Genomic DNA, 26,565 nt, shown 5'->3' on the forward strand with positions numbered 1-26,565 from the left:
GCCGGATGATTCAGGGCGCAGCCGAGATGGCTGCGGTGCCTTTCGCCCAGCCGATCCAGACGGTTCTTTCCGCCGCGGTCGAGATGGTCGGTGGCGCACCCTCCCGCCGGTGCTGGCGGGGTGCCGACCGGTGCTGGATCGAAGTTCGTGGGCTGCAGACCGACGACGGCCGGCGAATCGGACGCGCGGTGATGCGGGCGCTTCGCGACCGGCCGGGGATACGCCGCGCATATCTGAACTATCCGTTGTCCCGCGTGGTCATCGAGCTCGACGGCACCGATCCACACGGCACGGATCTGACCCGGCTGTGTGCGGTGGTGGCCGACGCCGAATCTGGGGCGCCCGCCCCGACGTCGCGGCCCACCGACCTGCCGGGCGACGGGATACTGCTGGCTCTCAAAGGCATCGCCGCTGCGGTGAGCGGTGTCGGCGTCGGTGCGGCGGTCGTGGGCCGAACGCTGATGTTGCCGAAAGTGCCCGCCGGGGTGATGGCGTTGGTCAATGCCATCGATTACCAGCCGAAGGTGCGAGCGGTTCTCGAAAGCCGGCTGGGCCCGCACGGTGCCGATGCGGTGCTGAGCGTCGGTGCCGCCACGGTCTATGCGCTGACCCAGGCGCCTGCGGCGGTCACGGTGGAGTTTGTGCGTCACCTCTCCCAACTCGCCGAGGCCGCCGCCGCTGCCGATGCTTGGCAAGAACTCGAGCCGAGGCTGGCAGCCGAAGCCGAATGCGACACCGTGACGCCCGTGTCCCCGCGGCCGCGTGCCCTGCCCGACGGCGTGGTGGAGCGGTACGCCGAACGCTGCGGCCGGGCCCAGGCGATCGCCGCGGCCTCGGTCGGCGCACTGACACGAAACGCCAATGCCGCCGCGACGGCTGCGGTGGTGACCGCGCCCAAGGCGGCGCGCAATTCTCGCGAGGCCTTCACCAGCACCCTGGGGCGCGGCCTGGCCGACCGGCGTGACGTGCTTCAGTTGCGGCCCGACGCATTGCGTCTTCTCGACCGGGTTGACGCCGTGGTGGTCGACCCCCGCGTGCTGACCACCGATGAGCTCCGGGTGGGGCAATTCCGCGACGTCGCGCAAGCCGATCGCCCGGCGGTGTGGCAATGGGCCCAGGACCGGCTACGGGACGGCAAATTGCCGGCCGGGTGGCATCGCGTCCCCCCGGCTGTCACCGGGTCGGCGACGAACGGGACATCCCGCGGACAGGTGCTGGTGCGCAACCGCCACGACCCTCGAGCGCACGCGATGCTGGCCGAGATCCGCCGCGCCGGCGCCCAGGCGGTATCCCTGGATCTCGACGAACTCGGGGACCTGCGGTCCTCGTTCGACGAGCTGTACGAGGCCCGCGCCGACATTGGTGCGGCGTTGGCCGACGTGGTCGACACCCTGCAGCGCGATGGTCGCACCGTGGCGGTGCTGTCGGCGGATGCTGCCCGCGCGTTGTGTGCGGCTGATCTCGCTGTGGGGGTGCTGCGCGACCGCGCCGGAATCCCTTGGCAGGCCGACGTGCTGGCGGTCGATCTGGCCGCGGTGTGGCGCCTGCTGCATGCCATTCCTGCAGCCCGCCGAGCCAGCGAACGCGGAGTGGAGCTGGCCACCGGTGGCACCGCGCTGGGTGCGCTGCTGATGGTTCCCGGTGTCCGCGGCCTGGGCCCCGGGCCGGTGACCGCGGGGGCGGCGGTCGGCCTGGCCAATGGCTTCTGGCTGGCCCGCAAAGCCCTGCTGGATGGCCGGCCCAGGGCCGAACCGGTCGAAGACTGGCATGCGATGACGGCCGATCAGGTGCTCCGCCATCTGGCTGAAACCGATGGCGCAGCAGAGGATTCGGGCCGTACCGATGCTGAGGCGCAGACATCGGGCCGCCGGGTACTCCCGCGCCAGGTGGCCGAACTCCTCGACGCTCTGCGCGCCGAGCTCTCGGACCCGCTGACGCCGGTGCTCGCGGTCGGATCGGCAGCCAGCGCCATGCTCGGTTCGCCGGTCGACGCGATTCTGGTGGGATCGGTGCTGACCGGGAACGCGATCCTGGCCGCCACCCAGCAAGTCCGGGCCGAGCGGCTGTTGACGAGGCTGTTGGCGGTCCAGGATCCGCCGGCGCGACGGGTCCTCGGCTCAGGGCACAAAGAGGACAGTGACGACGGGTACGAAAGTGTGCCGGCGACCGAGCTGCGGCCCGGGGACATCATCGAGGTGAGGCCGGGCGAAGTGGTCCCGGCCGATGCCCGGATCATCGAGGCGCTCGATGCCGAGGCCGATGAAGCCTCGCTCACCGGTGAATCGTTGCCGGTACCCAAGCAGGTGGACCCCACCCCCGGCGCGGTCCTGGCCGAACGGCACTGCATGCTCTATGCCACAACGACATTGGTCGCCGGAACGGCGGTGGCGGTGGTCACCGAGGTGGGCGCGGCGACCCAGGCCCGGCGGGCCACGGACATCGGGCACGGTACCGGCCCGGCCGTCGGCCTGCAGACGCAGCTGCGCGAACTGACCAACCGGGCACTGCCGTTCAGCTTGGCCGGCGGCGCCCTGGTCAGCGGGCTCGGCCTGCTGCGCAGGTTGCCGCTGCGCAGCGCGGTGGCCAGTGGCGTCGCGGTCGCGGTGGCCGCCGTGCCCGAAGGGTTGCCGCTGGTGGCGACGCTGGCGCAGCAGGCCTCGGCGCGGCGGCTGACCCGGGCTGGGGTGCTGGTGCGCAGTCCGCGCTCGGTGGAGGCGCTCGGTCGCGTGGATGTGGTGTGTTTCGACAAGACGGGCACCCTGAGCGAGAACCGCTTGCGGGTGTCGCAGGTTCATCCGGTGAGCGGTCAGACTTCCGAACAGCAGGTGCTCGATTACGCGGCCCGGGCGACCCCACCGAAGAACGGTGAGCAATACGAGCACGCCACCGACGCGGCGGTGGCCGAGGCTGCGCCAACTTCCCAGCCGCCCAAGGAAAGTGGGACGTATCTGCCGTTCCGGTCCGGCCGGAAGCTCTCGGCGGCACTGCTCGGCGAAGAGCTGGCGATCAAGGGCGCGCCGGAGGTGGTGTTGGCCGCCTGTGCGGATCTGGATCCTGCGGTTGAGCGCACGGTCGAGGCGATGGCCCGGGACGGGTTGCGGGTGCTCGCGGTGGCTCGGCGGCCGCTGACTGCGGGGCAGGCTGACCGCGGCCGTTCCGACGCCGACAAGCTCGCCGCGCTGTGTGGCCGTGGTTTGGTGCTCGTCGGCCTGCTGGGATTGTCCGACACCCCGCGGGCTGAGGCGGCGCAGGTGTTGAAAGCCTTGCAGGACAACGAGATCGGTGTGCGGCTGATCACAGGTGACCACCCAGTCACGGCCGAGGCGATTGCCGCGGAGCTGGGCCTGCCGGTCACCGCCGACCAGGTCATCAGCGGCGAGGAATGGGTGGCGTTGCCGCGCCGCAGCCAGGAAAAGGCGGTGCGGGAACGGCGTGTGTTCGCCCGGATGTCTCCCGAGCACAAGGTCCAGATCGTGCAGACGCTGGAACGAACCGGGCAGGTGTGCGCCATGGTCGGCGACGGCGCCAACGATGCCGCCGCCATTCGGGCCGCCACCGTCGGAATCGGAGTGGCCGCGCGTGGCAGCGATCCGGCCCGCAGTTCAGCTGATGTGCTGCTGCTCGACGGGCGGATCGGTTCCCTGATCGACGCGCTGGACGAGGGGCACCAGCTGTGGCGGCGGGTTCAGGCCGCCGTCGCGGTACTCCTCGGCGGAAACGCCGGCGAGGTTGTGTTCTCGATCGTGGGGAGTGCGCTCACCGGCCGGTCACCGCTCAACACCCGGCAGCTGTTGCTGGTCAACATGATGACCGATGCTCTCCCGGCCGCCGCCCTGGCCGTCAGCCCGACCACCCGCACTGGGACCGGTGCCGGCCACGGGCCCGATCAGGCCGAGCTGTGGCGGACGGTGGCGATCCGTGGTGCGGCCACGGCAGGCGCAGCAACGGGGGCCTGGGTGACTGCGGGCTTCCCGCTGGCGCCCAGGCGCGCCTCGACGCTGGCACTGGTGGCGCTGGTCTCCACTCAGTTGGCCCAGACCTTGATCGACTCGCACAGCCCGTTGGTAGTCGGTACCGCAGCCGGATCCTTGGTATGTCTGGGGGCGTTGATCAGCACCCCTGGGCTCAGCCAGATGTTGGGATGCACGCCGCTCGATCCCCTCGGGTGGGCGCATGCGCTCGCCGCAGCCGGTGTCGCCACCGGGGTGGCCGCCGTCGCGCCGAGGCTGTTGCTCAGGTTCGATCCGCTGTCGCCTGCTTCGAATCAGCCGGCGTCGGGTCAGTCTTCGATGTCGAGCACTCCGCAGCGCCACAGCACCGCGTACAGCTCCCGCAACGGCAGCACGAGGACGCGGGACACGGCGTCGGTCAAGGGATCAGACGGTGTGCCGGAGCCGGAAGTTGCCATCCCTTTCACGGTCCGAAGTCGAGATCTCCAAGAGTCGAAGTCGACATGACAGAGAGGTGACCAATGGCTGAAAAATCTACCCAGTCCTTAGGGCACCGCCACGCGGTGGACGCCGTGCGCGACGCCCGTGGATTCGCCATGACGCTGCCGGTCGTGGGCCGGGTCAAGGTGCCTCACCCTGAGCAGCTGGCCTATTACGGTGCGCTCGGCATACTCGCGGCGGTGGAGATCATCGATTGGCCGGTGGCGCTGTTGCTCGGCGCCGGGCACGTGTTGATGCAGAACGAGCACAATCGGGTGGCCCAACAGGTGGGTGAGGCGCTGGAGGAGGCCTGACCACACCGGCGAGGTCAGCCGAGCAGCTTCGACCGCAGCGCTGCGACAGTCTCGGGCGCCACCCCAGCCGACTCGACGAAGCCGCTGATCGAGCCATAGTCCTGCACCAGGCGGTCCCACGCCGCCATGAGGTAATCCTCGCGGACCCCCAGAACTTCATCGGTGAGCCGGGCCTCGGCATAGGTGACGAGCTCGGGCGCATCCTGGGTCCTGGCCCGCACGGATTCCATGATCCGATTTCGCAGAGCCGGTATCGCGCCGTTGCTGGCCAGGAAGTCGCCGATGATGCGATCGCGTTCGACACCCACGGTTTCCAGCACGGTCGCCACGGTGAACCCGGTGCGGTCCTTGCCGGCGAAGCAGTGAGCAATCACCGGACGTTCTTGTGCCAGAAGGGAAATCACCTCGCGCACCGCCATATGCGCGCCCGGCAGCGTCGGGAACTCCTCGTACACCTCGGTCATGTACCGCCGGGCTGCGGTCGCGACATCTTCCCCCTCGGAGGATTCGGCCATCACCCGCTGAAAGGTGCTCTCGTGCGGTGCATCTTGATTCGACGTGTCGTCGGCGTGAAACGGCAGTTGGTGGACGGCGACGCCGTCGGGAACCTGCCCGGTGCCTTGCCGTTGCACTTCCTGATGCGATCGCAGGTCCGCGACATCGGTGATGCCGAGACGGCGGAACACCGCGCGGCCGGCGTCGGAGAGCTGGCTGAGTTGGCTGGAGCGGTAGAGCAGCCCCGGCCGGATTCCGGTGATGTCGGCGACATCCCGAAAGTTCCACGCGCCGGCCAGTTCTCCCAGTTCGACGGTCACTGCGCGGCCACCGAACCGGGCCGGCTGCATGCCGCTGCTGCAAGAGGCGATTTCTCGCGGCCCAACTCCGCACGGGCGATGGTGCGCATGTGCACCTCGTCGGGTCCGTCGAACAGCCTCATGGCGCGGTGCCAGGCATACAGCCGGGCCAGCGGGAAGTCGTCGCTGACCCCGGCTGCGCCGTGCACCTGGATGGCGCGGTCGATCACGTCGCACGCGACCTGCGGGGCGACCGACTTGATCTGGGAGACCAGAACGTGGGCGGCCTTGTTGCCTTCCTGGTCGATCATCCAGGCGGCCTTCTCACACAGCAGCCGGGCTTGATCGATCTCGTTGCGGGACTTGGCGATCGACTCACGCACCACACCCTGCTCGGCCAGCGGCTTGCCGAACGCCACCCGCGTCTGCACCCGGTCGACCATCAACGCCAGGGCCCGCTCGGCGGCACCCAGCGCCCGCATGCAGTGGTGGATACGACCCGGACCCAGCCGGGCCTGGGCGATCGCGAAACCGCTGCCCTCCTCGTGGAGCAGGTTCTCGGCCGGCACCCGCACGTTGTCGAACACGATCTCGCAGTGCCCGTGCTGGTCCTGCCAGCCGAACACCGGTAGCGAGCGCTGAATATCCACCCCGGGGGTATCTACCGGCACCAGGATCATCGACTGCTGCTGATGCGACGCCGCGTCGGGATTGGTCCGGCCCATCACGATCAGGATCTTGCAGCGCGGATCGGCCGCCCCGGTGATCCACCACTTACGGCCGTTGATCACATAATCCGCGCCGTCACGCAGCATGGTGGTCTCGATGTTGCGGGCATCCGACGAGGCCACCGCGGGCTCGGTCATCGCGAACGCGCTGCGGATCTCACCGGCCAGCAGCGGCTCCAGCCACTGCTTGCGCTGGGACTCGTCGGCGAACAGGTGCAACGTCTCCATGTTCCCGGTGTCCGGTGCCGCGCAGTTCAGCGCCTCCGGGGCGATCTCCATGCTCCAACCGCTCAGCTCGGCCAGCGGCGCGTACTCCAGGTTGGTCAGGCCCGACTCCGAGGGTAGGAAGAGGTTCCACAACCCGGCGGCCTTCGCCTTGGCCTTGAGTTCCTCGACCACCGGCGGCACCGTGTGATCCCTGGGGCCCTTCTCTTCGCGGTAGGCGTGATACGCGGCCTCCGCCGGCAACACCTGCTCGGTCATGAAGTCGGTGAGCCGAGAGTGGTAATCAGCCGCTTTGGCCGACAGCGCGAAGTCCATGCCAGCCACGATAGCCACATGGTTAGACAGGTAGAAAGGTGGCATGACCGGATCGCCACCCGCCATCCCACAGGGCACCCGTCCGCCCCTCCCACCTTTCACTCTGGAAACAGCCGTCCAGAAGGTCCAAGCCGCAGAGGATGCCTGGAACACCCGCGACCCGCAGCGGGTCAGCCTGGCGTACACACCCGACTCGCAATGGCGCAATCGCGACCTGCACATCGTCGGACGCGAGCAGATCGTGGAGTTCCTGACCGCGAAATGGGAGCGCGAGCTGGATTACGTGCTGCGCAAGAGTCTGTGGGGATTTCGGGAGAACCGGATGGCGGTGCGGTTCCAGTACGAGTGGCATGACGAGGCAGGCCAGTGGTACCGCAGTTACGGAAACGAGCTGTGGCAGTTCACGCCCGAGGGCCTGATGTCGCGGCGCGAGGCGAGCATCAACGATGTCCTCATCGACGAGTCGCAGCGGCGCTACTTCGGACCGCGCCCCGAATCGGAGTACGGCCGGGACATCGAGCTCTGGTAATCGACCGGCCCGCCGGTGTGGTAATCGACCGGCCCGCCGGTATGGCAATCGACCGGCCCGCCTTTCGTCACTCCTAACGTGCAGGCCAGCACCCCGGCCACCACCGCCAGGCCCATCACCGTGCCTGCCACGGCAGGCCACCCCGCGGCGTCGAACGCGAGCCCACCGGCCCAGCCGATCAAGCTGGATCCCGCGTAGTAGAAGAGGTTGTACAGCGACGATGCCTGTGCCTTGCCGTCACCGGCGTCGGCGCCGACCCATCCCGACGCGATCGCGTGGGCACCGAAGAACCCTGCGGTCGCGATCACCAGGCCGGCGAGTACCACGATGACGTTGCCGGCCATGGTGATCGCGACACCGATGATCATCGTGGCGATCGAGCCGAGCAGCACGGTCTTGCGGCCGAACCGTGTGGCCTCGGCACCGGCCCGCGCCGAAGCCCAGGTACCCGACAGATAGGCCAGGAAGACCAGGCTCACCAGCGTCTGCGGCAGGTTGAACGGTGCGGCCATCAGCCGGAATCCGAGGAAGTTGTACATCGCCACGAATCCGCCCATCAGCAGGAAGCCCTGGCTGTAGAGGACGAGCTGACGCGGTGAGCGCAGGTTCTGCGCCAGCCGCCGGGCCAGCCGGTGACTGCGGGTCGGGGTGAAGCCGCGCGCGGGCGGGGCGAGTTTGACGAAGGCGAACGCCGACAGACCGCACAACACCGCGACCACCAGCACGCCGACGCGCCATCCGGCGAACTCGGCGATGGGTCCGGTAACCAGCCGGCCCGCCAGTCCGCCGATCGTGGTGCCCGCGACGTATGTGCCTGCCGCTCGAGCGGCATGTCCGGCGTCGATCTCCTCGGTGAGGTACGCGATGGCCACCGCGGGTACTCCACCCAGCATCAGCCCTTCGATGAGCCGGCCGGACAGGAGCAGCGCCGCATTCGGGGCGAGCGGCACGATGAGCCCGAGAAATGTTGCCGCAGTGATGGATATCGTCATCGCCTGGACCCGGCCGATGCGGTCGGCCAGGGCGGACCACGGGATGACGCCCAGCGCCAGACCCACCGTGGCCGCCGAGATGGTCAGCGCGGCGTGGGCGGCGCCGGTGCCCATGTCGCGGGCGATCAGCGGCAGGACGGCCTGGGGCGAGTAGAGCTGGGCGAAGGTGGCGACTCCCGCGCAGAACAGCGCGGCAAGCAGGCGCCGGTATTCGCTCGAGCCACGTGAATGCCCCTGCCAGTCAACGGAGGTCAGGGAGGTGGACACTCAGTCGACGGTAGGACGGCGACGAAGATGTGTCCAATGCATCAGTTTAGTCAAACTCATGCGCGTTACGTATGACGAACTCCGCCAGGCGTGCCGCCGCCGGCGGCAGCTGCCGGTCGGCGTTCCAGGTCAGGCCGATCTGACGTTTGGCCGAACTCTCCGACAGCGGTACGTAGGCCGCGCCCGGTTCGGCGCGTTCGGGCCGTGGCACCGGCACGACGGCAACGCCGAAACCCGCGGCCACCAGGCCTTCCATGGTGGGAATCTCCATTGCCTCGAAGACGATCGGAGGTGAGATGCCGGCCTCGGCCCACAGTTCGTCGGTGAGCTGGCGTAACCCGAAATCCGGCGCGAGGGAGACGAAGGGTTCAGTTCCTGCGTCGGCCAGCCGAATGCGGGACCGGCGGGCGAAGCGGTGTTCGCGCGGAACCGCCAGGCACAACTTTTCCATGTAGAGCCCGCGCCAGCGGAAGCCGTCCGGCCGCGGCGAGGTGATCGCGAGATCGGCCTCACCGTTGGCCAGGCGTTCGACGATGTGGTGGGCAGCACCCTGGAACAGCTCGAAGCGCACCAACGGAGCCTCGGCGCGAAACCGCCGCAGGAGATCCGGTACGAACCAGCCTGCCTGCGAATGCAGGAACGCCAGCCTCACGATCCCGGTATCCGGGTCGCGCAGCTCGGCGATTCTCTCGGTGGCCGAACGGATTTCACCGATGCTGCGGCGAGCGTGCTCCAAGAGGATGTGTCCGTAGGCGTTGAGCCTCAGGCGTCGGTGGACCCGATCGAAGAGCGGCACTCCCACCTGTTCTTCGATCCTGGCCAACGCGCGCGACAGGGTCGGCTGGCTGATGCCGAGTTCTGCTGCGGCGTCGGTGACATGCTCGGTTTCGGCGAGCACCACGAACCACTGCAGCTCGTCCAGATGCATGGTGATGACTCTTCCGCATTTTCGATGTCGCGCGGCACCAAAATGCTTCATCGGGCTCGGCGTGTCGGTTGCTGTGGGATGCTGGGCCGCATGGCCGCCAAGGTGCGGGTGGTGGTGGGCGATGACCATCCGATGTTCCGCGAAGGCGTGGTGCGCGCCCTGACCTCCAGCGGTGAGATCGACGTGGTGGCCGAGGCCGACAACGGCGCCGACGCACTGGAATTGATCCGGACCCATCAACCGCAGGTGGCGGTGCTGGACTACCGGATGCCGCAGCTCGACGGGGCCCAGGTGGCCGCCGCGGTGAGCCGTGACGAGCTGCCCACGCGGGTGTTGCTGGTCTCCGCTCATGACGAGTCGGCCATCGTCTACACCGCGCTGCAGCAGGGCGCGGCAGGATTCCTCTCCAAGGAGTCCACTCGCAGTGAGCTGGTGAACGCAGTGCTGTCGTGTGCCAAGGGGCGCGACATACTCGACCCGAACCTGGCGGCGGGGTTGGCCGGTGAGATCCGTCGGCGCAACGAACCCGACGTCCCGGTGCTGAGCCCGCGCGAACGCGAGGTGCTCGCACTGATCGCCGAGGGCCGTTCCATCCCGGCGATGGCCAAGGAGTTGTTCCTGGCCCCTTCGACGGTGAAGACCCATGTGCAACGGCTCTACGAGAAGCTGGGTGTGAGCGACCGGGGTGCGGCGGTCGCAGAGGCGATGCGCCGCCGCCTGCTGGACTGACCATGGCCAGTGGCGGCGTCGTCGAATTCTTCAGCACTCAACCGGTCCGGGTTTCGGCGCTGTTGCGGCTGCCCCTGATCGGTCTGATCGTGGTGTTGGTCTCGGTGTGGGACGTCGACCACTGGCTGCCCGTCCTGTACGCGGTGATCTTGAGCGGGTATGCCGCTGTGGCGGTGCTGTGGCTGGTCGTGGTGTTCCGCGGGCCGATGCCGCCGTGGGCCGAGTGGGCCTCCACCGCAGTCGATGTGCTGGTGCTGGTCGCCCTGTGTGCGGTGTCGGGCGGTGCCACCGCGGCACTGCTCCCGGTGTTCTTCCTGTTGCCGATATCCGTTGCGTTCCAGGATCGCCCGTGGCTGACGGCGCTGCTCGGTGGCGGCACCGCCCTGGGTTATCTGGTGGTCTGGATTCTCTATTCCAAGCGGGACGACAACGTCGGACTGCCCGACCTCGTCTACATGCACGTCGGATTCTTGGCCTGGCTGGCGGTCGCATCCACCGCGTTGTCGTTCGTGCTGGCGCGGCGTTCGGCGCGGGTACGGACGCTCATGGAGGTACGACGGCAGTTGGTGTCGGAGTCCACCCGGGCCGACGATCTGCGCAATGCCGAACTGGCCGAACAGCTTCACGACGGGCCGCTGCAGACGCTGCTGGCCGCGCGCCTGGACCTCGACGAGATCCGCGAACGCACCCCGGATCCCGCGCTGGACCGGATACATGCGGCGCTGCAGGAGACCGCGGTCGGGCTGCGCTCCACGGTGACGGCGCTGCACCCGCAGGTTCTGGCACAGCTGGGCCTCACCCCAGCGGTGCGGGAATTGTTGCGTCAGTACGAGTCTCAGCCAGATGTCACCGTGCGGACCGATCTCGAGGATGTCGGGCATCCCGAAGGTCAGGCGTTGCTGTACCGCGCGGCTCGCGAGCTGTTGGCCAACGTCAACAAACATGCCGGCGCGAGCACGATCTCGGTCGGCCTCTACCGCTCGGGGGACCGGGTGGTGCTGACCGTGGCCGACGACGGCAGAGGTTTCGATCCATCGACGGTGGCCCAATCGGTGGCCGAAGGGCACATCGGGCTGGCCTCGCTGCAGGTCCGCGTCGAGGCCATGGGTGGCTCGATGGCGATCAGTTCGGAAGCCGGGTTCGGTGCTCAGGTCCGGATCACGCTGTAACCGCGACTATTTCACGCAGGGGATGCCGGAGACCTTCATCTGGCTGAGATCGGTGGGCGCTGCGGACTTGGTGCCGGACGCGGTCGCGGCCACCGTGGTCACCGGTGTGCTGGGTGTGGTTTCCTCTGTCGTCTCGCCGGAGGAGTCCCACGTCGACTCCGAGTCTGAGTCCGACGAATCGGCCGTGGACGATTCACTCGATCCGGTCAGGTACTCGTCTCCCGGAAAATCGGTGCCGAGCGTCAGTTGTACCGTCCCGGGGCTGATCTCCGACGAGGGAGTGGCGATCACGTCCAGCTCACCGGCCAGCGACTGGGCGGCCGCCTCGGCGCCGGCCCCGTAGTCGATCGTGGTGACCGCGGCCAGCGATTCGGCGTCGCCGATCTGGCCCGGGGTGAACCCGTTCGCGGAGAACGTGGTTTCGAGCTGCGCTGCCAGTCCGGAGTAGGTGGAGGCGTTGACCACGTCGAGCACCGCGCCGTGACCTTCGAGGACATGCGCTGGTGCGACGGGAGCGCTGGTGGTGCTGCCCGGTTCGGCCACGAGGTCCTTGACGATGGCTCGGATGGTGGGGACATCGACGATGTTGATGTCCTCGCCCATCGAGTTCTGGCCGAACTCCTTGATGGGCAACGTGTAGAGCGTGGGCGGCGCACCGGTCAATGCCGAGGCCCGGCTGGCGAAGCTGGCCAGGTCGAAACCTGAATCCAGCGCGACATTCTGTTTGGTGACATTGAGCAGATCACGCAGCATCGTGGGGCTGGACAGGGCCCCGCTCTTGCCGAGCGCCGATACCAGTGCGGCGATGAACGCCTGCTGGCGTCGCGTGCGGTCGAGGTCGGTGAAGTTCTCGTCATTGATATCGCGGCGCTGACGTACGAAGGCCATCGCCTGCGCGGCGTCGATCTGCTGCACGCCCCTGCGGAAGTCGGCGCCGGAGAACGGGTCAGCGGTGTCGGCGTTGAGGCACACCGTGATCGGCGCCACGGCCTTGGCGATCTGGAAGAACGCGCCGAGGGTGACTTCGACGAAATGGTCGATGGGAATGCCGAGCAGGTTGCGCACCGTGGCGATCTGGGCCCTGCGCCCCGCCTCACGGGCCTGCTGTTCATGCACCGACGGATCTTCGGACGAGTCCTCCACCGACTCCATCTCGCGCTGGTAGGCCCAACCGTAGGCCTGCTTGACCTTGCCCTTGCAGGGGTCGACGTCGCAGCCGGCCAACTCGACATAGTCGTCACGGGGGATAGAGAACGCGGTCGGCGGGCCGCCGTTGCCGGGCAGGTGCACCACGATCAGCACGTTGGCGTTGTAACCCCCGACCGTCTCGTCGCCGGCATGCAGGGCCTCGTAGATGTCCTGGGGCAGCGGGTTGCCGTGCTGATCCAGCCGGCTGTCCAGCCCCATGATGAGGATGTTCTCGGTGTCCCCGGATGAGACGGGGCCGCCTTCGAGAGCGTTCGACGTGGTGATGCCGTCCAGGGCGCCGTGGTAGGACACCCATCCGGCACCGGTCCCGGCCAGCACCGATACCGCCACCAGGCCCACGGCGGCGCGGCGGGCGGCCCGTACGCCACGACGCGGCATGCGGTGCCGGGGGGTGCTGGCGGTGTGGGCGGGTGCGTTCATGGCACCTGCCATTATGCGGCCGTTCGCTGAGCCTGCGCCCACCGGGGAAAAACGCTGGTCAACCCCGGCGCCTGGGCACTACCGTGCGCACCATGAAATTGCGCATCGCCGTGGGCGTGCTGGTGTTGGCCGTCCTGGCGTTGCTGGTGAACGAACTGGTGGTGACCAAGGGGCATCGCCCGGCCGAGCCCTTCGCAGGTGGACATGTGCTGGAGCTGGACGGCCCCGATCTCAACGTGCGGGAGTACGGGCCGCCGGGTGACCGGGCCCTGGTGTTGCTGCACGGCTATTCGGCCTCGATCGAGTGGTGGGAGCGGGTGGCCCCGCAGCTGGCGCGCGATCAGCGGGTGGTCGCGATCGATCTGGTCGGCCATGGCGGCTCGGAGGCGCCCAGCGACGGCGCTGCCTATGGTTCGGCCGAGCAGGCCAAGGCGGTACGCAACGCGCTGGTGCAACTGGGCGTGCGTCGTGCGGTGCTGATCGGGCATTCGATGGGCGGGGCGGTGTCGGCCGAACTCGCCCGGCAATATCCGGACCTGGTGGAGCGCGTGGTGGTGTCCGATACCCCGGGTGCCGACGATCTGGTCACCATGCCGCTGCTGGGAAAGATGGTGTGCTGGCCGGTGATCGGACCCGCACTGGACCGCTTCCGCACCGTCGATGCCATCACCGAGAGTTCGCTGCAGACCGGCTTCGCCGCGGACTATCCGGTCCCCGCATACGCGCACCGCTCCTTGGAGCGGTTGACCTATGCCGGGGTGTGCGACTCGACCGAGGGCCCGCACCCCGTTGTGGAAACGCTTGCCGCGCTGCACAAGCCGGTGCTGGTGTTGTGGGGTGAGCAGGATGTGCTGACGCCGACGGCGCCGAATGTCGAGCGCTACACCGCGGCCGGGTTTCCTCCGGTGATCATCGAGGGCTCCGGGCATACGCCGATGGTCGAGCAGCCCGACCAGTTCCTGGCCGCTGTGACGCCATTTGTCAGGAACCCAGCCCCCGCGAGATGACCAGGCGCTGAATCTGATTGGTGCCCTCGAAAATCTGGGTGATCTTGGCTTCCCGCATGTAGCGCTCGACGCGGAAGTCGCGGGTGTAGCCGACGCCGCCGAACACCTGCACGGCATCGGTGGTGACCTTCATCGCGGCGTCGGTGGCGATCAGCTTCGCGACGCTGGCCTGGGTCGAATAGGCCAGGCCGAGATCGCGACGACGGGCGGCATCGAGATAGGTGGCGCGTGCGCTGACGACGGCGGCGGCCATGTCGGCCAGCAGGAAACCCAGGCCTTGGTGGTCGATGATCTTGCGGCCGAAGGTGGTTCGTTCGTTGGCGTACCGAACGGCCTCGTCGAGGGCGGCCTGGGCGATGCCCACCGCCACCGCGGCAATCCCGAGTCGGCCGGAATCCAACGCGGAGAACGCGATCGAAAGGCCTTGTCCCTCTTGGCCGATCAGTCGTCCGGCGTCCACGCGCGCGTTGTCATAGAAGGCCGAGGTGGTCGGGACCGCGTGCAGGCCCATCTTCTCCTCGGGCTTGCCGAAGCTCAGCCCCTCGAGATCGCCCGGGACCAGGAAGCACGAGATGCCCTTGCTGCCCTCTCCTGTGCGGGCGAACAAGGTGTAGAAATCAGCCTTACCGCCATGGGTGATCCAGGCCTTGGAACCGTTGAGCACGTAGCCGTCGCCGTCGCGGGTGGCCTTGCAGTTCAGTGCCGCGGCATCGGATCCGGCCTGCGGCTCGGACAGGCTGTAGGCGCCGATCTGCTCGCCGGACAGCATGCCGGGCAGCCACCGCTTCCTCTGCTCCTCGGTGCCGTAGGCCAGCAGGGGATGCGAGGAAAGACTGTGCACGCTGACTGCCACACCGATGGCCGCCCACCGCGCGGCGATCTCCTCCAGGACCTGCAGGTAGACCTCGTAGGGCTGGCCACCGCCGCCCCACTCCTCGGGCTGGGGCAGACTCAGCAGCCCCGCCGCGCCGAGCTGGGCGAAGACGCCCTCGGGGTAGGTCTCGGCTTTCTCGTGCTCGTCGACGATCGGATCGAGCACCTTGTCGGCGATGTCCCGGGTGAGCTCGATCAGCTCGCGCGCCTCGTCAGAGGGGAGTAGGCGGTCAACAGGCATAGTTGCACATCCTAGTTTCCCTGCTCGGCGTCGAACGCGGGTGAGGTCACAACCAGCGGCACACACCGTCGTATGTGGAATACAACCCGTTGCCCGCCCAGAGTGACAACGCCAAATTGGGATCGGACTTCTTCCGCCACACTTCTTGACCCGTGGTCCCGTCGATGGCCACCACTTCGTCGTTGTTCTCGGTGTCGACACCGAACAGCATGCGCTGGCCGTCGGACCCGAGGAACATGAAGTACGTGCCGAGGTCGATTTTCGTCGGCACTTCTATGAACGGGTTGTCACTGTCGGTTTCACATGTCTGCACCTTCACCCGCACTACGCGCTCGTCACGTACGGCGATGAAGCACGTGGTTCCGTTCCCATAGGCTGCGACACCGTGCGACGCGTCTTGATCGATGTGCCGGTTCCAGAGGACGCGACCGGATGCCGGGTCGAAGGCACGCAGGTCGCCGGTGGCTTTGTTGTATGCGAGCGGGTAGTAGAGGCCCGATGACCCGGGAGTTTGGAGATCCAGGCCCACCGACCAGTGGTAACCGTTGGTCGAATATCCGTCGACGAACGCGAAGCCCTCGCTCGGGATACTTGCTGTCTTTGTGCCGGTGAAATCGTAGAAGTTGATCGTCTGCGCGTCGGACAACCCGAACCCCGACGCGAAGGCAGCGCTTGCGACCGAGTTCGCGCCTTGGAGGATGGTGTTGCCGGTATCGGCGTCGAGTGCTCGGCCATCGAGGGTGACGACGATGCCCTGATCGCCGTATAAGGCGACGTTGTGATGACCGCCCGCCTGCGGGTTCTCTCGCTCGTAGCGGGTTCGCCAAGATTCTGAGCCGTCTGCTCGATACCCCACCACCTCATCGTCGAGCACTGCGACGAACCCGTCGCCGGCGCTGTACATCCCTCTGGTGTTTCCCCAGTACGTCCCGGGCACCATGGTGGTGTTCTTCTCGGCTCCCGTTGCCGTATCGAGAAATACGAGCGCGATCCCTTTGGCTGTTTCTTCGTCGCCGACACCGGTACCGAAGGCACATCCGATGGTCGTGGCGGCGCGATCGATTACGCACTTCGAAAACATGCTCCCGAGGTCGCGGCCCTGCAGGATGGCCGGCATCACCGGCTTCGGCCAGCGCGGCTGCCCATTCCCCGCGTCCACCGCGATCACACCCTTGTTGCCGCCGTAGTCGTTGACGCTGACCACCACGGTGTAGGAGTCGCCGCCCAAGATGTCGTTTCGGGAGCTCCCTATTCGGAAGCTCCATTTCGGTTCTCCGAGTGGCTTTTCGAGCGACGGCACGAGTTGATCGCGTGGCGGTCGCAGCGTACCCAGCGGCGGCACCGACGTGGGCAGCGGCGATGCCGCGGCCGTGCTCGATGCGTCGTCGCGGGCGTTCAGCCACCACAGGAGCGTCCCGGTGCCCGCGGCCGCGACGACGACGGCAGCCACCACCGCTATCACCAACCATCGCTTGCTTCCGCGTGGTGGTTCCGGCGTCGGAGGGGTCGGCCCGTATCCCGCCTGGAACACGGGAGGCTGCCAGGTGTCGGCCCCGCAAGGGCTCGGGGCGGATGGTGGCGGGCCGGCCTGTTGGAAAGGGTTGGGATAGGCGGGTGAGGACATCCCCTGAAACGGATCCGGTGTCGGATACGGTCCGGACGGCGGCGGAAAACCCGCGGGCGGGTAGGTCATTGAACCCCTCCATCAATCACCGGGCCGGCAATCCAGTCACCCTATTAGAGCGCGGGAACGGGCCGGCCACCCAATTTGCGGAATGAATGGATGGTGGGCGCCTACGAACTCGGGGTGTGCAACAGCCCAGCGATGTCGGGATCGAGTTGTTGCAGGGCGACGATGACGGCGACCCGGTAATCACGGCCGATCTGTGAGCGCACGGTGGTCGTCCGCCCCTGCCGCTCGGGCGGTCGGATCTCCTCGATGCGGGCCTGAAGGGCGACGATGAGGTCTTCGAACTCGACGATGAGCCCCGACAGAATGAGGACCTCCGGGTCGAAGATCGCTTCGATGAGGATGGCCATGCTCGCGATCTGGTCGATCACCTCGCGGATGATCTTCTGCGAGCCTGGATTTCGGCTGGTTTCCGATGCGACCGCGTCAAGGTCGATCTCTTTCAGCGGCACATTCTCGGTATGAGGAGCGACCGCCTGCATGGCGTTGAGCGACATACTGGCGTTGACGCAACCTATCCGCCCGCACGTGCATTTCGCGGTGCTCCCGGACACCGGCATGTGACCGATCGCTCCGGCAACCCCGGTCGCGCCCGAGTACGGGCGCCCGCCGATGACCAATCCGACATCGACGTGGCCGCCGCAGTTGAGGACCAGCGCTGAGCGCACCTCCCTGGCGTCACCGGCAATGGTCTCGGCAAGTGTCATGGCTTGGGTCGCGTCCTGCACTGCGGTCGGTATGCCGAGGGCGCGGGAGATCGGCTTTCCCAGTTCCACATCGGACCAGCCGAGCGCTTTCGAATCGACGACGAAACCGGTTGTGCCATCGACGAATCCAGGAATGCAGATGCCCGCCGCGGCAACGGGACCGCCACTGGGGTCGTCGATCAGCTTCTTGGCTATCCGGATGATCGACTTGATCACCGCAGCCGCAGTTCTGCCGCCGGTGGGCGTCTCGTCTTCAATAGAGATGTTGCCCGTCGCATCGGCCACAACAACGCGTGCGCGACGTCCGTCGATCCAGATCCCCAACACGCGCCGAGCCTGTGGGTTGCAGCCGAGTAGTTTGCGGGGACGACCACGGTAACCGGGTCCTTCCACGCGGGATTCCAGTTCGACGAGGGTGCCGTCGGCGATCAGTTCGCCGACGATCGCCGTGATCGATGGTCGGCTCAGGCCGAGTCGGTCAGCCAGGTCGGCCCGGGCCAGCGGACCGTCGGTCCGCAGCAGATGAACGACACGCTGGCGGTGCAGCAGGTGGAGCACCTGCGATTCCTGTCGCGCCGATTCTGACCGTTTCAGCGGAACCTCCTTGACGGCGTCAACAATATGCTGCTATTAAGTTCGTCACATAAATTAAATAGACACCTAGGGCATCGGAGCCAAGCCATGACAGCTCGCAATCCGCTCTTCAATCCCTCTTTCACCTCTCGCTCGTCGAGCAACCCGGCAATCGCGACGCCGTTTGGTCGAACATCCCAAACTACCGCGCGTATCGGTGCCTACAGCGGCGTCGTGGTGACGGGGTGGCTGGTAGCCGCGCTCGCTTCGGGCCACGGTGTCGCCGCAGCCGATACCACCGGGGCGGCCTCGGATTCCTCCGCGTCGACCTCTGCGAGTTCGTCGTCTGGTGAGACTTCAACGGGGCCAACCGCTACTGGCTCCTCGGAGGTGGCCTCGCCGTCGAGCAAGAGCGGAACATCGGCGGAGGGTCCTGACGAGGGCTGGGCCAAGAAGCCGGTCAAGCCGAAGCGGTCGGGTAAGACGTCGTCGACGCGGCAGTTGGCGCCGGGTGTGACGATCAGCAGTAGCGGTGGGGCGCAGAGGGAGCCGGGCAAGCCGGAGGGGCTCGCGGGGGCGATCGACGTGCACCTGGAGGCGTTGTCGTCGATACCGGACAAGGTGCGGGAGACGGTGCTGACGGGTAGTGGCGGCAAGGAGAAGCCGGAGTTGTCCCTGCCGGTGCTCTCGTTGCCGGAAGTTTCACTGCCTGAGGTTGCGTTGCCCGAGGCGGCGGCGCCGCGGGCGGTGGAGGTGGTGTCGGATTCCGAATCCAAAACCACGGCGCCGGTTGGGCCGGTGAAGCTCAGTGAAACCCTCCAGCGTTCGCTGGCGAAAACTGAGGAGGTCACCGAGCGGGTTCAGGAGGTCACCGGCACGATCGGCGATCGGGTGACCGCCAAGGTCGCCGAGAAGATCGGCGATGTGGGTCTGGAGTCGGCGGTCGAGGAAGCCGAGGCCGTATTCTCCTCTGCCGCACGCGATGTGCGTGCCACGGCCTTTGCCGTTGCGAAGCCTGCGGAGGGGGTTGTCGCGCCTGTCGCTGCGACCGATGGTTCCGCGGGAGTTCTCAACGGCATCGTCACCAATATCTTCAATCCGTTCCTTGCGTCGGATCCGTCTAGGCCGGAGCCGGTGAATCCGGCGTCTTGGGCGGTGTTGGCTTGGGTTCGGCGAAATCTGTTCAACCAGGCGCCGGTGGTCAGTGCCCCCACCACAACAGTGCAGACGGGCCAGACTGTGACCGGCAATATCGGCGTTACCGATGCCGAAGGTGATGAGCTGATCTACACGGTGACCGAGCAGCCGAAGTACGGCACGGTCACCATCAACCAGGAGACCGGCGAGTTTACCTACACCCCGGACGACATTGATTACGAAGCGGCGCAGATGGATTCGTTCACCGTGTCGGTCACCGACGGTGACAAGATCAACCTGCTGGCGCTCTTCAAACCGCGCACCGCCCAGAACGACATCGATGTCACGGTTCTCAGCCCCGAGGTGGAGCGGGTCATCCTCGACCTGCCCGATAACATCACGAACCCGAATACTCCGCGCTTCGCCCAAGACGGACAGTCTCTCTACTTCGCGGCAACGCCAGCCGAGGGCGGACGCGAGGAGATCTACCAGATCAGCGTCGACGGTACGGATGTCCAGTGCATTACCTGCGGCGTGTCCACGGACATCACCGGAGGGCTGGGGAGAGTCGATCCGTTCGACGACGGGACGGGGCGGCTGATGATCCAAGTGAGGACCAGCCCGAACTCCTACGTCGTCTACGAAGAGACTGCCGACGGCAAACAATTGGTTCCGGTCGTCTCGCCGCCGGCCGGGGCTCGCGTCCTCGACCCGCAACGCGAGATGCGAATCTCGCCGGACGGGACGCATGTGCTGTTCAGCCAGATTCAGATGACCCCGACCGGCCTCATCACGGCGGTGCCGGTGGTGGGAAGGTTGGAGCGCACGGCCGCCGGCTATGAAATCGCCGATGCCCGTGTGGTTTACCCAGTCGGTGAGGGCAAGCAGTGGACACCTGACGGCAAGGGCGTGATCATCCTCGGCGGGCGCTACGAGGCCGGGAACGTCGACGACATCGTGGTCGACCTGGAGACCGGTGAAGTGACGCGGCTGACCGGCAACCTCGATTACGACGAAGATATCGACATGTCGCCCAACGGGCAGTGGATCGCGGTCGGCAGCACCCGCGGGTACGACGCGCTGACGCCGATGTCACGGATCGTGCGGCCGGCGTTCCTACCGGCGGACATCCAAGGCGCGGTGTACGAGAAGTACCGAGGCACCGGGGATTCGACGAACATCACGAACCAAGAGTGGGTCATCGCAATCGAGGATGACCTCAAGGGCGAGTACGGGATTCCGGTGTTCGTCGACGGCGACGGCTACACCGCCCGCAGCATGGCGAGCTGGAACACCACCGGCGATGCGGTGGCCTTCTGGGAAGCCAGCCAGGACGATGAGACGGACACCCGGTTGGTTATCGCCAACTTGAAGTACACGACCAGCGTCGGACCCGTAGAGGGCAATCTGGTGACCCCGGATCCCACCTGGGCGCCGGAACTCAAGACCTACGTGCCCAGCCCGGCACCGCTGCCTCCCACCGGAACGTATTCCGGCGCGGGCGGAGGCACCGCGGTGGTCAGCGAGATGACCGATCCGACGACGGGACACATCGTCCGCACCGTCACCTACACCGACTACGTCAACGAGGAGGGAATGATCCTCAACGGCACCGAGTCAACCGACACCACCGCCAGCCAGTCAAACATCCATTACGTCGCTGATATCGCCGTGACGGGTGAGCACACCGGGTATCTGAAGGCGGACGCCACCATCAACAAGCTCCAGCGCACGATGACCGGCTACATCACCTCTGACCTCGATGGTGACGTGCAGAGCGTCAATGATCAGGACAGGATCGACGAGGATCGGGCCAACATGTAGTCCCTGAACGTATCCGAACACACCAGCCGCTCCGGCCCGCTCACCTCACGGTGAGCGCGTCGGAGCGGTTGGCGTTCAACGCATCCGGGCGATGATCTGGATCTCGGCCAGCGCGCCAGGGATCGCCAACTCGGTGACACCGACGGCGGTCCAGGCCGGGTACGGTGCAGCCACGAATTCGTCTTTGACCTCACCGAACACCTGCACATGTTGTCGCAGGCCGACGTGGTAGCTGGTGATGTCGGTGACGTCGGCGAAGGTCAGCCCGGCCTCCGCCAGCAGCCCGTTCAGGTTCTCGAAGGCCTGCGTGAACTGTTCCCGCGGATTCTCGGCCACGCTCATGTCGGGTCGGATGCCGATCATCCCCGAACAGTGCAGGTGCTCGCCGTCGATCACCGCGGGCGCGAAGTGGTGGGCGTCGTACATCGGCTGCATCCACTGCGGGACAACTATTTTCATGTATAGCTCCTGATTCAGCGCAGTTGCGCGTCGGGCACCGGCCTACCGCGAGAAGACGCGAAAACCCCCTATTTCCGGAGAAATAGGGGGTCTTCACGTCTGCTGGGCAGAGAAACTACACGTGCTCCGCGACGGGCAGGGCCGCGAGGATGTCGTTGACGCGGTCGCGGGCATCACCGAACAGCATCTGGGTGTTCTCGCGGAAGAACAGCGGGTTCTGCACGCCGGCGTAACCGGAGGCCATGGAGCGCTTGAACACGATGACGTGGTCGGCGTTCCACACCGTCAGCACCGGCATACCCGCTATGGGGCTGCTCGGATCCTCGGCTGCGGCCGGGTTGACGGTGTCGTTGGCGCCGATCACCAAAACCACGGAGGTGCCGTCGAAGTCGTCGTTGATCTCGTCCATCTCGAGCACGATGTCGTAGGGCACCTTGGCCTCGGCCAGCAGCACGTTCATGTGCCCGGGCAGGCGGCCGGCGACGGGGTGGATGCCGAAGCGGACGTTGACGCCGCGCTCCCGCAGCTTGCGGGTCAGGTCGGCCACACCGTACTGGGCCTGGGCCACGGCCATGCCGTAGCCCGGCGTGATGATCACCGAGTCCGCGTGGGCGAGCAGTTCGGCCGCACCCTCGGCGTTGATCTCGCGGTGCTCGCCGTAGTCCTTGTCCTCGGCCGGGCCGGCCTCGATGCCGAAGCCGCCGGCGATCACCGAGATGAACGACCGGTTCATGGCCTTGCACATGATGTAGGACAGGTAGGCACCGGAGGAGCCGACGAGGGCGCCGGTGATGATCAGCAGGTCGTTGCCGAGCAGGAAGCCCGATGCGGCCGCGGCCCAGCCCGAGTAGCTGTTGAGCATCGACACCACGACGGGCATGTCACCGCCGCCGATCGAGGCCACCAGGTGCCAACCGAGCAGCAGCGCCAGCACGGTCACCACGATGAGCAGCCACAGGTGCGGTTCGATGACGAACCACACGGTCAGCGCGGCGAACACCACGAGCGCGCCGATGTTGAGGAAGTTCTTGCCGGGCAGCATGAGGGGTGCGGACTTCATGCGGGCCGAGAGCTTCAGGTTGGCCACGATGGAACCGGTGAAGGTGACGGCACCGATGAACACGCCGATGAACACCTCGGCCGAGTGGATGCCGAGCATGCCTTCGCCGGCCAGCTTGGTGGCTTCGGCGCCGGCCACATCACCCTCGACGTGCAGGTAGCCGTTCCAGCCGACCAGCACCGCGGCCAGACCGACGAAGCTGTGCAGCAGTGCGATCAGTTCGGGCATGCCCGTCATCTCGACCACCTTGGCGCGCCACAGACCGATCGCGGCGCCGACGATCATGGCGCCGACCAGCAGGGCCAGGCCCAGCGGTTCGATCTTGTGCTCGAAGGCCAGGGCGATGGTGGCGATCAGGGCGACCGCCATGCCGACGATGCCGAAGGTGTTTCCGGCCCTTGACGTCTCGTGCTTGGACAGTCCGGCCAGGGCGAGGATGAACAGCAGGGCCGCGACGACGTAGGCGGCGGTGGCAACGTTTTCTAGGGTGAACATGGAATCCATTCCAAAGTCTCAGTGGGCACGCAGGTTCTAGCTGCGGGAGAACATCGCGAGCATGCGACGCGTCACCGCGAAGCCGCCGAATACGTTGATGCTGGCCAGCAGGATCGCGCAGGTCGCGATCGCGGTCACCAGCGCATTGCCGTGGCCGACCTGCAGCAGGGCGCCCACCACGATGATTCCGGAGATCGCGTTGGTCACCGACATCAGCGGGGTGTGCAGCGCGTGGTGCACATTGCCGATCACGTAGTAGCCGATCACGATCGCCAGCGCGAACACGGTCAGGTGGACCTGCAGCGCGGCCGGGGAGATCGCGATCAGGGCGAAGATCGCGGCCGCCGCGGCGAACGTGACGCCCAGCCGGCGCCCGGTCGACATCGGCTGCTTCTCTTCCTTGACCACCGGGGCCGCGGCAGCGGGCTGGGCGGCCGGGGCGGCGGAGACCTGCACGGGCGGCGGGGGCCAGGTGGTCTCGCCGTCACGCACCACGGTCACCGAGCGCTGCACCACGTCGTCCCAGTCGAGGACGACCTTGCCGTCCTTCTCCGGGGTGAGCAGCTTGAGCAGATTCACCAGGTTGGTGCCGTACAGCTGGGAGGCCTGGGCGGGCAGACGGCCGGCCAGGTCGGTGTAGCCGATGATCGTCACGCCGTTGTCGGTGACGATCGCCTGGTCCTTCACGGTGCCTTCGACGTTGCCGCCGTTGGCCGCGGCCATGTCGACGATCACGCTGCCGGCCTTCATCGACGCCACCATCTCGGCGGTGATGATGCGCGGTGCGGGCCTGCCGGGGATCAGTGCCGTCGTGACGATGATGTCGACGTCCTTGCACTGCTCGGCGTACAGCGCCGCCTCGCGGGCCTTGTAGTCGTCGTCCATCTCTTTGGCGTAGCCGGTGGCCGACACCTCGGCAGCGGCCGGATCGACGGAGAGGTACTCGCCACCGAGGGAGGCGACCTGGTCGGCGACCTCGGGCCGCGGATCGGTGGCGCGCACGATCGCGCCGAGGCTGCCCGCGGCACCGATGGCGGCCAGGCCGGCCACACCGGCACCCACGACGAGCACCTTGGCCGGCGGCACCTTGCCCGCTGCGGTCACCTGGCCGGTGAAGAACCGGCCGAAGGCGTGTGCGGCCTCGACCACGGCGCGGTAGCCGGCGATGTTGGCCATCGAGGACAGCACGTCCAGCGACTGGGCCCGCGAGATGCGCGGCACCGCGTCCATGGCCAGCACGGTGATGGGGCGGGTGGACAGCTTCTCGACGAGCTCCGGCTTGAGAGCGGGTGAGATCAAGCTCACCAGCGTCGCTCCGTCGCGCAGCTTGGCGATCTCGGCATCATCGGGCGCGTTGACCTTCAGCACGACGTCCGCGTCCCAGGGCTGACCGATCTCGGCACCCGCGTCGACGTAGGCGGCGTCGGAGAAGCTCGAGGCAGCACCGGCGCCGGACTCTACGACTACCGCGTACCCGAGCTTGATGATCTGCCCGACAGTCTGCGGTGTGGCGGCGACGCGCGTTTCCCCAGGTAGAGACTCGCGCGGGATCCCGATGAGCATCGAATCCGCTCCGTTCTGTTCGTTGGGCCTACTGGTTCAGCCCGAAAGAGTGTCGCATTTGTGTTCAGATAACGCCCATGCCCCTTTTGGGGGATGTGACCCATGGCGCAGTTTTTGCTACAGCCAGTCCCGGCGTTTGAACATCACATACAACAGGATGACCAGCACAACGATCAAAATGCTGCTGGCGATGAAGCCGACGACGGTGTTGATCCCGGGGTACATGACGTTCTGGCCGTAGAAACCTGTGATTGCGGTCGGTACCGCGATGATGGCCGCCCAGCCGCTGAGTTTCTTCATCACGGTGTTGAGCCGGGCGTCCTGCAGGGAAAGGTTGGTCTCGAACACCGTGGTGACCATGTCGCGCAGGGATTCGGTCCACTCCGAAGCCCGCAGCACGTGGTCGTACAGGTCGGCATAAAGTGGATCGAGCGCGGGTTCCGTTGAGGAGTCGAGCCTGCGGTGCTGGATGGTGCTGACGACCTCGCGCATGGGAAGCACCACCCGGCGCAGTTCGACCAGGTCCTTGCGCAGCTGGAAGGTCCTCCGTTGCAGGCCGCGCCGTGGACCGCCGTCGGCGAACAACTCATCCTCGAGTGATTCGATGGCATCGTCCAGCACCTCGACGGCCTCGAAGTGCCCGTCCACCACGACGTCGAGCAGACCGTGCACCAGGGCGCCGACGCCGTACCGCTGGCCGCCGAGGTCATCGAAGCGTCGGGACACCTCGCCGATGTCGAACTCGGTGGCCGCACCGTTGACGCTGGGCAGTCGCACGGTGATCAGCCCACGCGGCAGCACGAATGCCGAGATGCGGTGTTTCAGCAACATCGAGGTGTCCTGCGCCAGGTCCTCGTCGGGCTTCCGGGTGTCGATCGCGTACACCGTGAAGAACGTATGAGATTGGTACACCGAGGTTTTGGTGCGTTCCTTGGGTGCGACGGCGTCTTCGACGGCCCAGATGTTGAGCCCGAGTTCTTTGGCCAGCTCGCGCAGCGCCTCGTGGTCGGGGTCGTAGATGTCGGCCCACACCAGCGCGTCCTCTTCGGCCAGGCAATCCGATATGCCCGAGAACGTGAAACCGTCCACCGGCTTTCCGGCCCGCCAGACTCGTCCCTGCACATTCTTCATGTGGTCGCCACCATCGGCAGCAGGTAGGTGCGCACGTAGTCGCGGGTTTCTTCCAGGCTGGTCAGTTTGATGCCGGTGTGTGGAGTCACGATGAACGACAACGTAAGTCGGGTGTGCAGCTCGGCGACGGTGCGGAGGTGGCGTTCCTGTGCCGGAGTGGTTTCGGCCGACCCGTAGAGGTCGGTGCGCAACTGTGCGGCCGAGTGCTGCGTCGCGAAATCGATGATGGCCCCGGCGTCGACGGTCAGGCTCGGCAGAATCGTCTCGGGTTCCGTACGTAGGAGCTTCTTGAGCAGGGCGTGGTCCCGCAGGAAGGTCACCGTGAAGACGGTGCCATAGACGAGCCGGTCTTCAAGTGTTTCGGCATGGGCCCGGGCCTGCGCGCTGCCCTCGAGGTAGCGGCGCGCCTCGGACAACACAAGAGCGTCGATGAGGGCGTCTTTGGTGGGGAACCGTCGGTAGAGCGTGGCGCGGCCGACACCGCTGCGCCTGGCCACGTCCTCCATCGTCGTGCGCCGGATTCCGACGAGCTCCGCCTGTTCGAGCGTTGCGGACAGGATCCGGATGCTGATCGGGTCGGGCTCGCGCACGCGGGCCAGCATGGCGGGATCCGGTTCGGCGAGGCGTCGCACGAAGTCCGCTGTTCGCGTGGAAGCCACGAAATCCCTCCTTGCCCGTGCGACCCGATGGCCGTAGCCTAGCCATCGAGACCAGCGAGACATTTAGCGTCTCGTCGTCTCACAAGCCTCACCATAG

General features: G+C 66.8%; 20 protein-coding genes and 1 pseudogene. 7 read left to right on the forward strand and 14 right to left on the reverse strand.

Annotated features, from left to right (window positions below):
• Nucleotides 1-5: 5 nt before the first annotated feature.
• Nucleotides 6-4,271: pseudogene (locus tag QQ25_RS31675) on the forward strand (cation-translocating P-type ATPase); the annotation flags it as partial.
• Between the two features lie 8 nt (nt 4,272-4,279).
• Here QQ25_RS31675 and QQ25_RS31625 read toward each other — a convergent pair.
• The gene (locus QQ25_RS31625) at nt 4,280-4,408 is read right to left on the reverse strand and encodes an Rv1535 domain-containing protein (RefSeq protein WP_268948542.1); all 129 of its coding nucleotides are present in this window, start codon (nt 4,406-4,408) and stop codon (nt 4,280-4,282) included.
• A 63-nt stretch (nt 4,409-4,471) separates the two neighbouring features.
• Here QQ25_RS31625 and QQ25_RS01195 point away from each other — a divergent pair, with 63 nt between their 5' ends.
• Nucleotides 4,472-4,744 carry a hypothetical protein gene (locus tag QQ25_RS01195; RefSeq protein ID WP_039326751.1) on the forward strand — a complete coding sequence of 91 codons (273 nt, stop codon included), beginning with the start codon at nt 4,472-4,474 and terminating at the stop codon, nt 4,742-4,744.
• Nucleotides 4,745-4,758: 14 nt separating this feature from the next.
• Here the strand turns inward: QQ25_RS01195 and QQ25_RS01200 are convergent, their stop codons facing one another.
• On the reverse strand, nt 4,759-5,559 hold the full coding sequence (locus QQ25_RS01200) for a tyrosine-protein phosphatase (RefSeq protein WP_039376796.1): 801 nt from the start codon (nt 5,557-5,559) through the stop codon (nt 4,759-4,761).
• Entirely contained in the window at nt 5,556-6,806 is a 1,251-nt protein-coding gene (locus tag QQ25_RS01205; RefSeq protein WP_039376696.1) for an acyl-CoA dehydrogenase family protein, read from the reverse strand. The genes QQ25_RS01200 and QQ25_RS01205 overlap by 4 nt, the downstream gene beginning before the upstream one ends.
• 43 nt (nt 6,807-6,849) lie before the next feature.
• Between QQ25_RS01205 and QQ25_RS01210 the strand changes: the two genes are divergently transcribed.
• Complete coding sequence (locus QQ25_RS01210; protein ID WP_039376697.1) at nt 6,850-7,335, forward strand: nuclear transport factor 2 family protein; 486 nt, start codon at nt 6,850-6,852, stop codon at nt 7,333-7,335.
• On the opposite strand, the gene QQ25_RS01215 is transcribed toward QQ25_RS01210, so the two are convergent.
• Nucleotides 7,281-8,594, reverse strand: coding sequence for an MFS transporter (locus tag QQ25_RS01215; RefSeq protein ID WP_234711818.1), 1,314 nt, complete (start codon nt 8,592-8,594; stop codon nt 7,281-7,283). The two genes, QQ25_RS01210 and QQ25_RS01215, sit on opposite strands and share 55 nt — an antisense overlap.
• A 46-nt stretch (nt 8,595-8,640) precedes the next feature.
• On the reverse strand, nt 8,641-9,522 hold the full coding sequence (locus QQ25_RS01220; protein WP_039376698.1) for a LysR family transcriptional regulator: 882 nt from the start codon (nt 9,520-9,522) through the stop codon (nt 8,641-8,643).
• 90 nt (nt 9,523-9,612) lie between these two features.
• On the opposite strand from QQ25_RS01220, the gene QQ25_RS01225 reads away from it, so the two are divergent.
• Together QQ25_RS01225 and QQ25_RS01230 are read left to right on the forward strand one after the other, a co-directional pair.
• A complete protein-coding gene (locus QQ25_RS01225; protein WP_234706244.1) occupies nt 9,613-10,251 on the forward strand; it encodes a response regulator in 639 nt (212 codons plus the stop codon).
• 2 nt (nt 10,252-10,253) lie between these two features.
• Nucleotides 10,254-11,420 (forward strand): sensor histidine kinase, encoded by a 1,167-nt coding sequence (locus QQ25_RS01230; RefSeq protein WP_039376699.1) that lies wholly within the window; start codon nt 10,254-10,256, stop codon nt 11,418-11,420.
• Nucleotides 11,421-11,426: 6 nt separating this feature from the next.
• Here the strand turns inward: QQ25_RS01230 and QQ25_RS01235 are convergent, their stop codons facing one another.
• Nucleotides 11,427-13,049, reverse strand: coding sequence for an LCP family protein (locus QQ25_RS01235; protein ID WP_039327370.1), 1,623 nt, complete (start codon nt 13,047-13,049; stop codon nt 11,427-11,429).
• Between the two features lie 92 nt (nt 13,050-13,141).
• Here QQ25_RS01235 and QQ25_RS01240 point away from each other — a divergent pair, with 92 nt between their 5' ends.
• Entirely contained in the window at nt 13,142-14,056 is a 915-nt protein-coding gene (locus QQ25_RS01240; RefSeq protein WP_039376701.1) for an alpha/beta fold hydrolase, read from the forward strand.
• Here QQ25_RS01240 and QQ25_RS01245 read toward each other — a convergent pair.
• The 3 genes from QQ25_RS01245 to QQ25_RS01255 form a co-directional block, all read right to left on the reverse strand.
• Nucleotides 14,031-15,170 (reverse strand): acyl-CoA dehydrogenase family protein, encoded by a 1,140-nt coding sequence (locus QQ25_RS01245; RefSeq protein WP_039326761.1) that lies wholly within the window; start codon nt 15,168-15,170, stop codon nt 14,031-14,033. The two genes, QQ25_RS01240 and QQ25_RS01245, sit on opposite strands and share 26 nt — an antisense overlap.
• A gap of 46 nt (nt 15,171-15,216) precedes the next feature.
• A complete protein-coding gene (locus QQ25_RS01250; RefSeq protein WP_082017364.1) occupies nt 15,217-16,863 on the reverse strand; it encodes a BamB-related PQQ repeat family beta-propellar protein in 1,647 nt (548 codons plus the stop codon).
• 101 nt (nt 16,864-16,964) lie between these two features.
• Nucleotides 16,965-18,125, reverse strand: a complete 1,161-nt coding sequence (locus QQ25_RS01255) for an ROK family transcriptional regulator (protein ID WP_039376704.1) — start codon at nt 18,123-18,125, stop codon at nt 16,965-16,967.
• A gap of 405 nt (nt 18,126-18,530) precedes the next feature.
• On the opposite strand from QQ25_RS01255, the gene QQ25_RS29960 reads away from it, so the two are divergent.
• Nucleotides 18,531-21,101: a cadherin-like domain-containing protein gene (locus QQ25_RS29960; RefSeq protein WP_234711819.1), complete on the forward strand. Its 2,571-nt coding sequence runs from the start codon at nt 18,531-18,533 to the stop codon at nt 21,099-21,101.
• A 75-nt stretch (nt 21,102-21,176) separates the two neighbouring features.
• On the opposite strand, the gene QQ25_RS01265 is transcribed toward QQ25_RS29960, so the two are convergent.
• The 5 genes from QQ25_RS01265 to QQ25_RS01285 form a co-directional block, all read right to left on the reverse strand.
• Complete coding sequence (locus QQ25_RS01265) at nt 21,177-21,560, reverse strand: RidA family protein (protein ID WP_039376706.1); 384 nt, start codon at nt 21,558-21,560, stop codon at nt 21,177-21,179.
• Nucleotides 21,561-21,675: 115 nt separating this feature from the next.
• Nucleotides 21,676-23,115, reverse strand: coding sequence for a Re/Si-specific NAD(P)(+) transhydrogenase subunit beta (gene pntB, locus QQ25_RS01270; protein WP_039327376.1), 1,440 nt, complete (start codon nt 23,113-23,115; stop codon nt 21,676-21,678).
• 36 nt (nt 23,116-23,151) lie between these two features.
• Nucleotides 23,152-24,678 carry a Re/Si-specific NAD(P)(+) transhydrogenase subunit alpha gene (locus tag QQ25_RS01275; RefSeq protein WP_039326766.1) on the reverse strand — a complete coding sequence of 509 codons (1,527 nt, stop codon included), beginning with the start codon at nt 24,676-24,678 and terminating at the stop codon, nt 23,152-23,154.
• Nucleotides 24,679-24,795: 117 nt separating this feature from the next.
• A complete protein-coding gene (locus tag QQ25_RS01280) occupies nt 24,796-25,809 on the reverse strand; it encodes a magnesium transporter CorA family protein (protein ID WP_039326768.1) in 1,014 nt (337 codons plus the stop codon).
• Nucleotides 25,806-26,468 (reverse strand): TetR/AcrR family transcriptional regulator, encoded by a 663-nt coding sequence (locus QQ25_RS01285; protein ID WP_039326770.1) that lies wholly within the window; start codon nt 26,466-26,468, stop codon nt 25,806-25,808. The genes QQ25_RS01280 and QQ25_RS01285 overlap by 4 nt, the downstream gene beginning before the upstream one ends.
• Nucleotides 26,469-26,565 lie beyond the last annotated feature (97 nt).

Source organism: Mycolicibacterium setense (genome assembly GCF_000805385.1).
Taxonomy (GTDB): Bacteria; Actinomycetota; Actinomycetes; order Mycobacteriales; family Mycobacteriaceae; genus Mycobacterium; species Mycobacterium setense.

Coding starts and splice junctions, on each gene's coding strand:
- QQ25_RS01230 (WP_039376699.1), top strand. CDS start 10,254: ATGGCCAGTGGCGGCGTCGTCGAATTCTTCAGCACTCAACCGGTCCGG.
- QQ25_RS01235 (WP_039327370.1), bottom strand. CDS start 13,049: ATGAACGCACCCGCCCACACCGCCAGCACCCCCCGGCACCGCATGCCG.
- QQ25_RS01275 (WP_039326766.1), bottom strand. CDS start 24,678: ATGCTCATCGGGATCCCGCGCGAGTCTCTACCTGGGGAAACGCGCGTC.
- QQ25_RS01265 (WP_039376706.1), bottom strand. CDS start 21,560: ATGAAAATAGTTGTCCCGCAGTGGATGCAGCCGATGTACGACGCCCAC.
- QQ25_RS01245 (WP_039326761.1), bottom strand. CDS start 15,170: ATGCCTGTTGACCGCCTACTCCCCTCTGACGAGGCGCGCGAGCTGATC.
- QQ25_RS01225 (WP_234706244.1), top strand. CDS start 9,613: ATGGCCGCCAAGGTGCGGGTGGTGGTGGGCGATGACCATCCGATGTTC.
- QQ25_RS01250 (WP_082017364.1), bottom strand. CDS start 16,863: ATGACCTACCCGCCCGCGGGTTTTCCGCCGCCGTCCGGACCGTATCCG.
- QQ25_RS01220 (WP_039376698.1), bottom strand. CDS start 9,522: ATGCATCTGGACGAGCTGCAGTGGTTCGTGGTGCTCGCCGAAACCGAG.
- QQ25_RS01205 (WP_039376696.1), bottom strand. CDS start 6,806: ATGGACTTCGCGCTGTCGGCCAAAGCGGCTGATTACCACTCTCGGCTC.
- QQ25_RS01210 (WP_039376697.1), top strand. CDS start 6,850: ATGACCGGATCGCCACCCGCCATCCCACAGGGCACCCGTCCGCCCCTC.
- QQ25_RS01280 (WP_039326768.1), bottom strand. CDS start 25,809: ATGAAGAATGTGCAGGGACGAGTCTGGCGGGCCGGAAAGCCGGTGGAC.
- QQ25_RS31625 (WP_268948542.1), bottom strand. CDS start 4,408: ATGGCAACTTCCGGCTCCGGCACACCGTCTGATCCCTTGACCGACGCC.
- pntB (WP_039327376.1), bottom strand. CDS start 23,115: ATGTTCACCCTAGAAAACGTTGCCACCGCCGCCTACGTCGTCGCGGCC.
- QQ25_RS01195 (WP_039326751.1), top strand. CDS start 4,472: ATGGCTGAAAAATCTACCCAGTCCTTAGGGCACCGCCACGCGGTGGAC.
- QQ25_RS01240 (WP_039376701.1), top strand. CDS start 13,142: ATGAAATTGCGCATCGCCGTGGGCGTGCTGGTGTTGGCCGTCCTGGCG.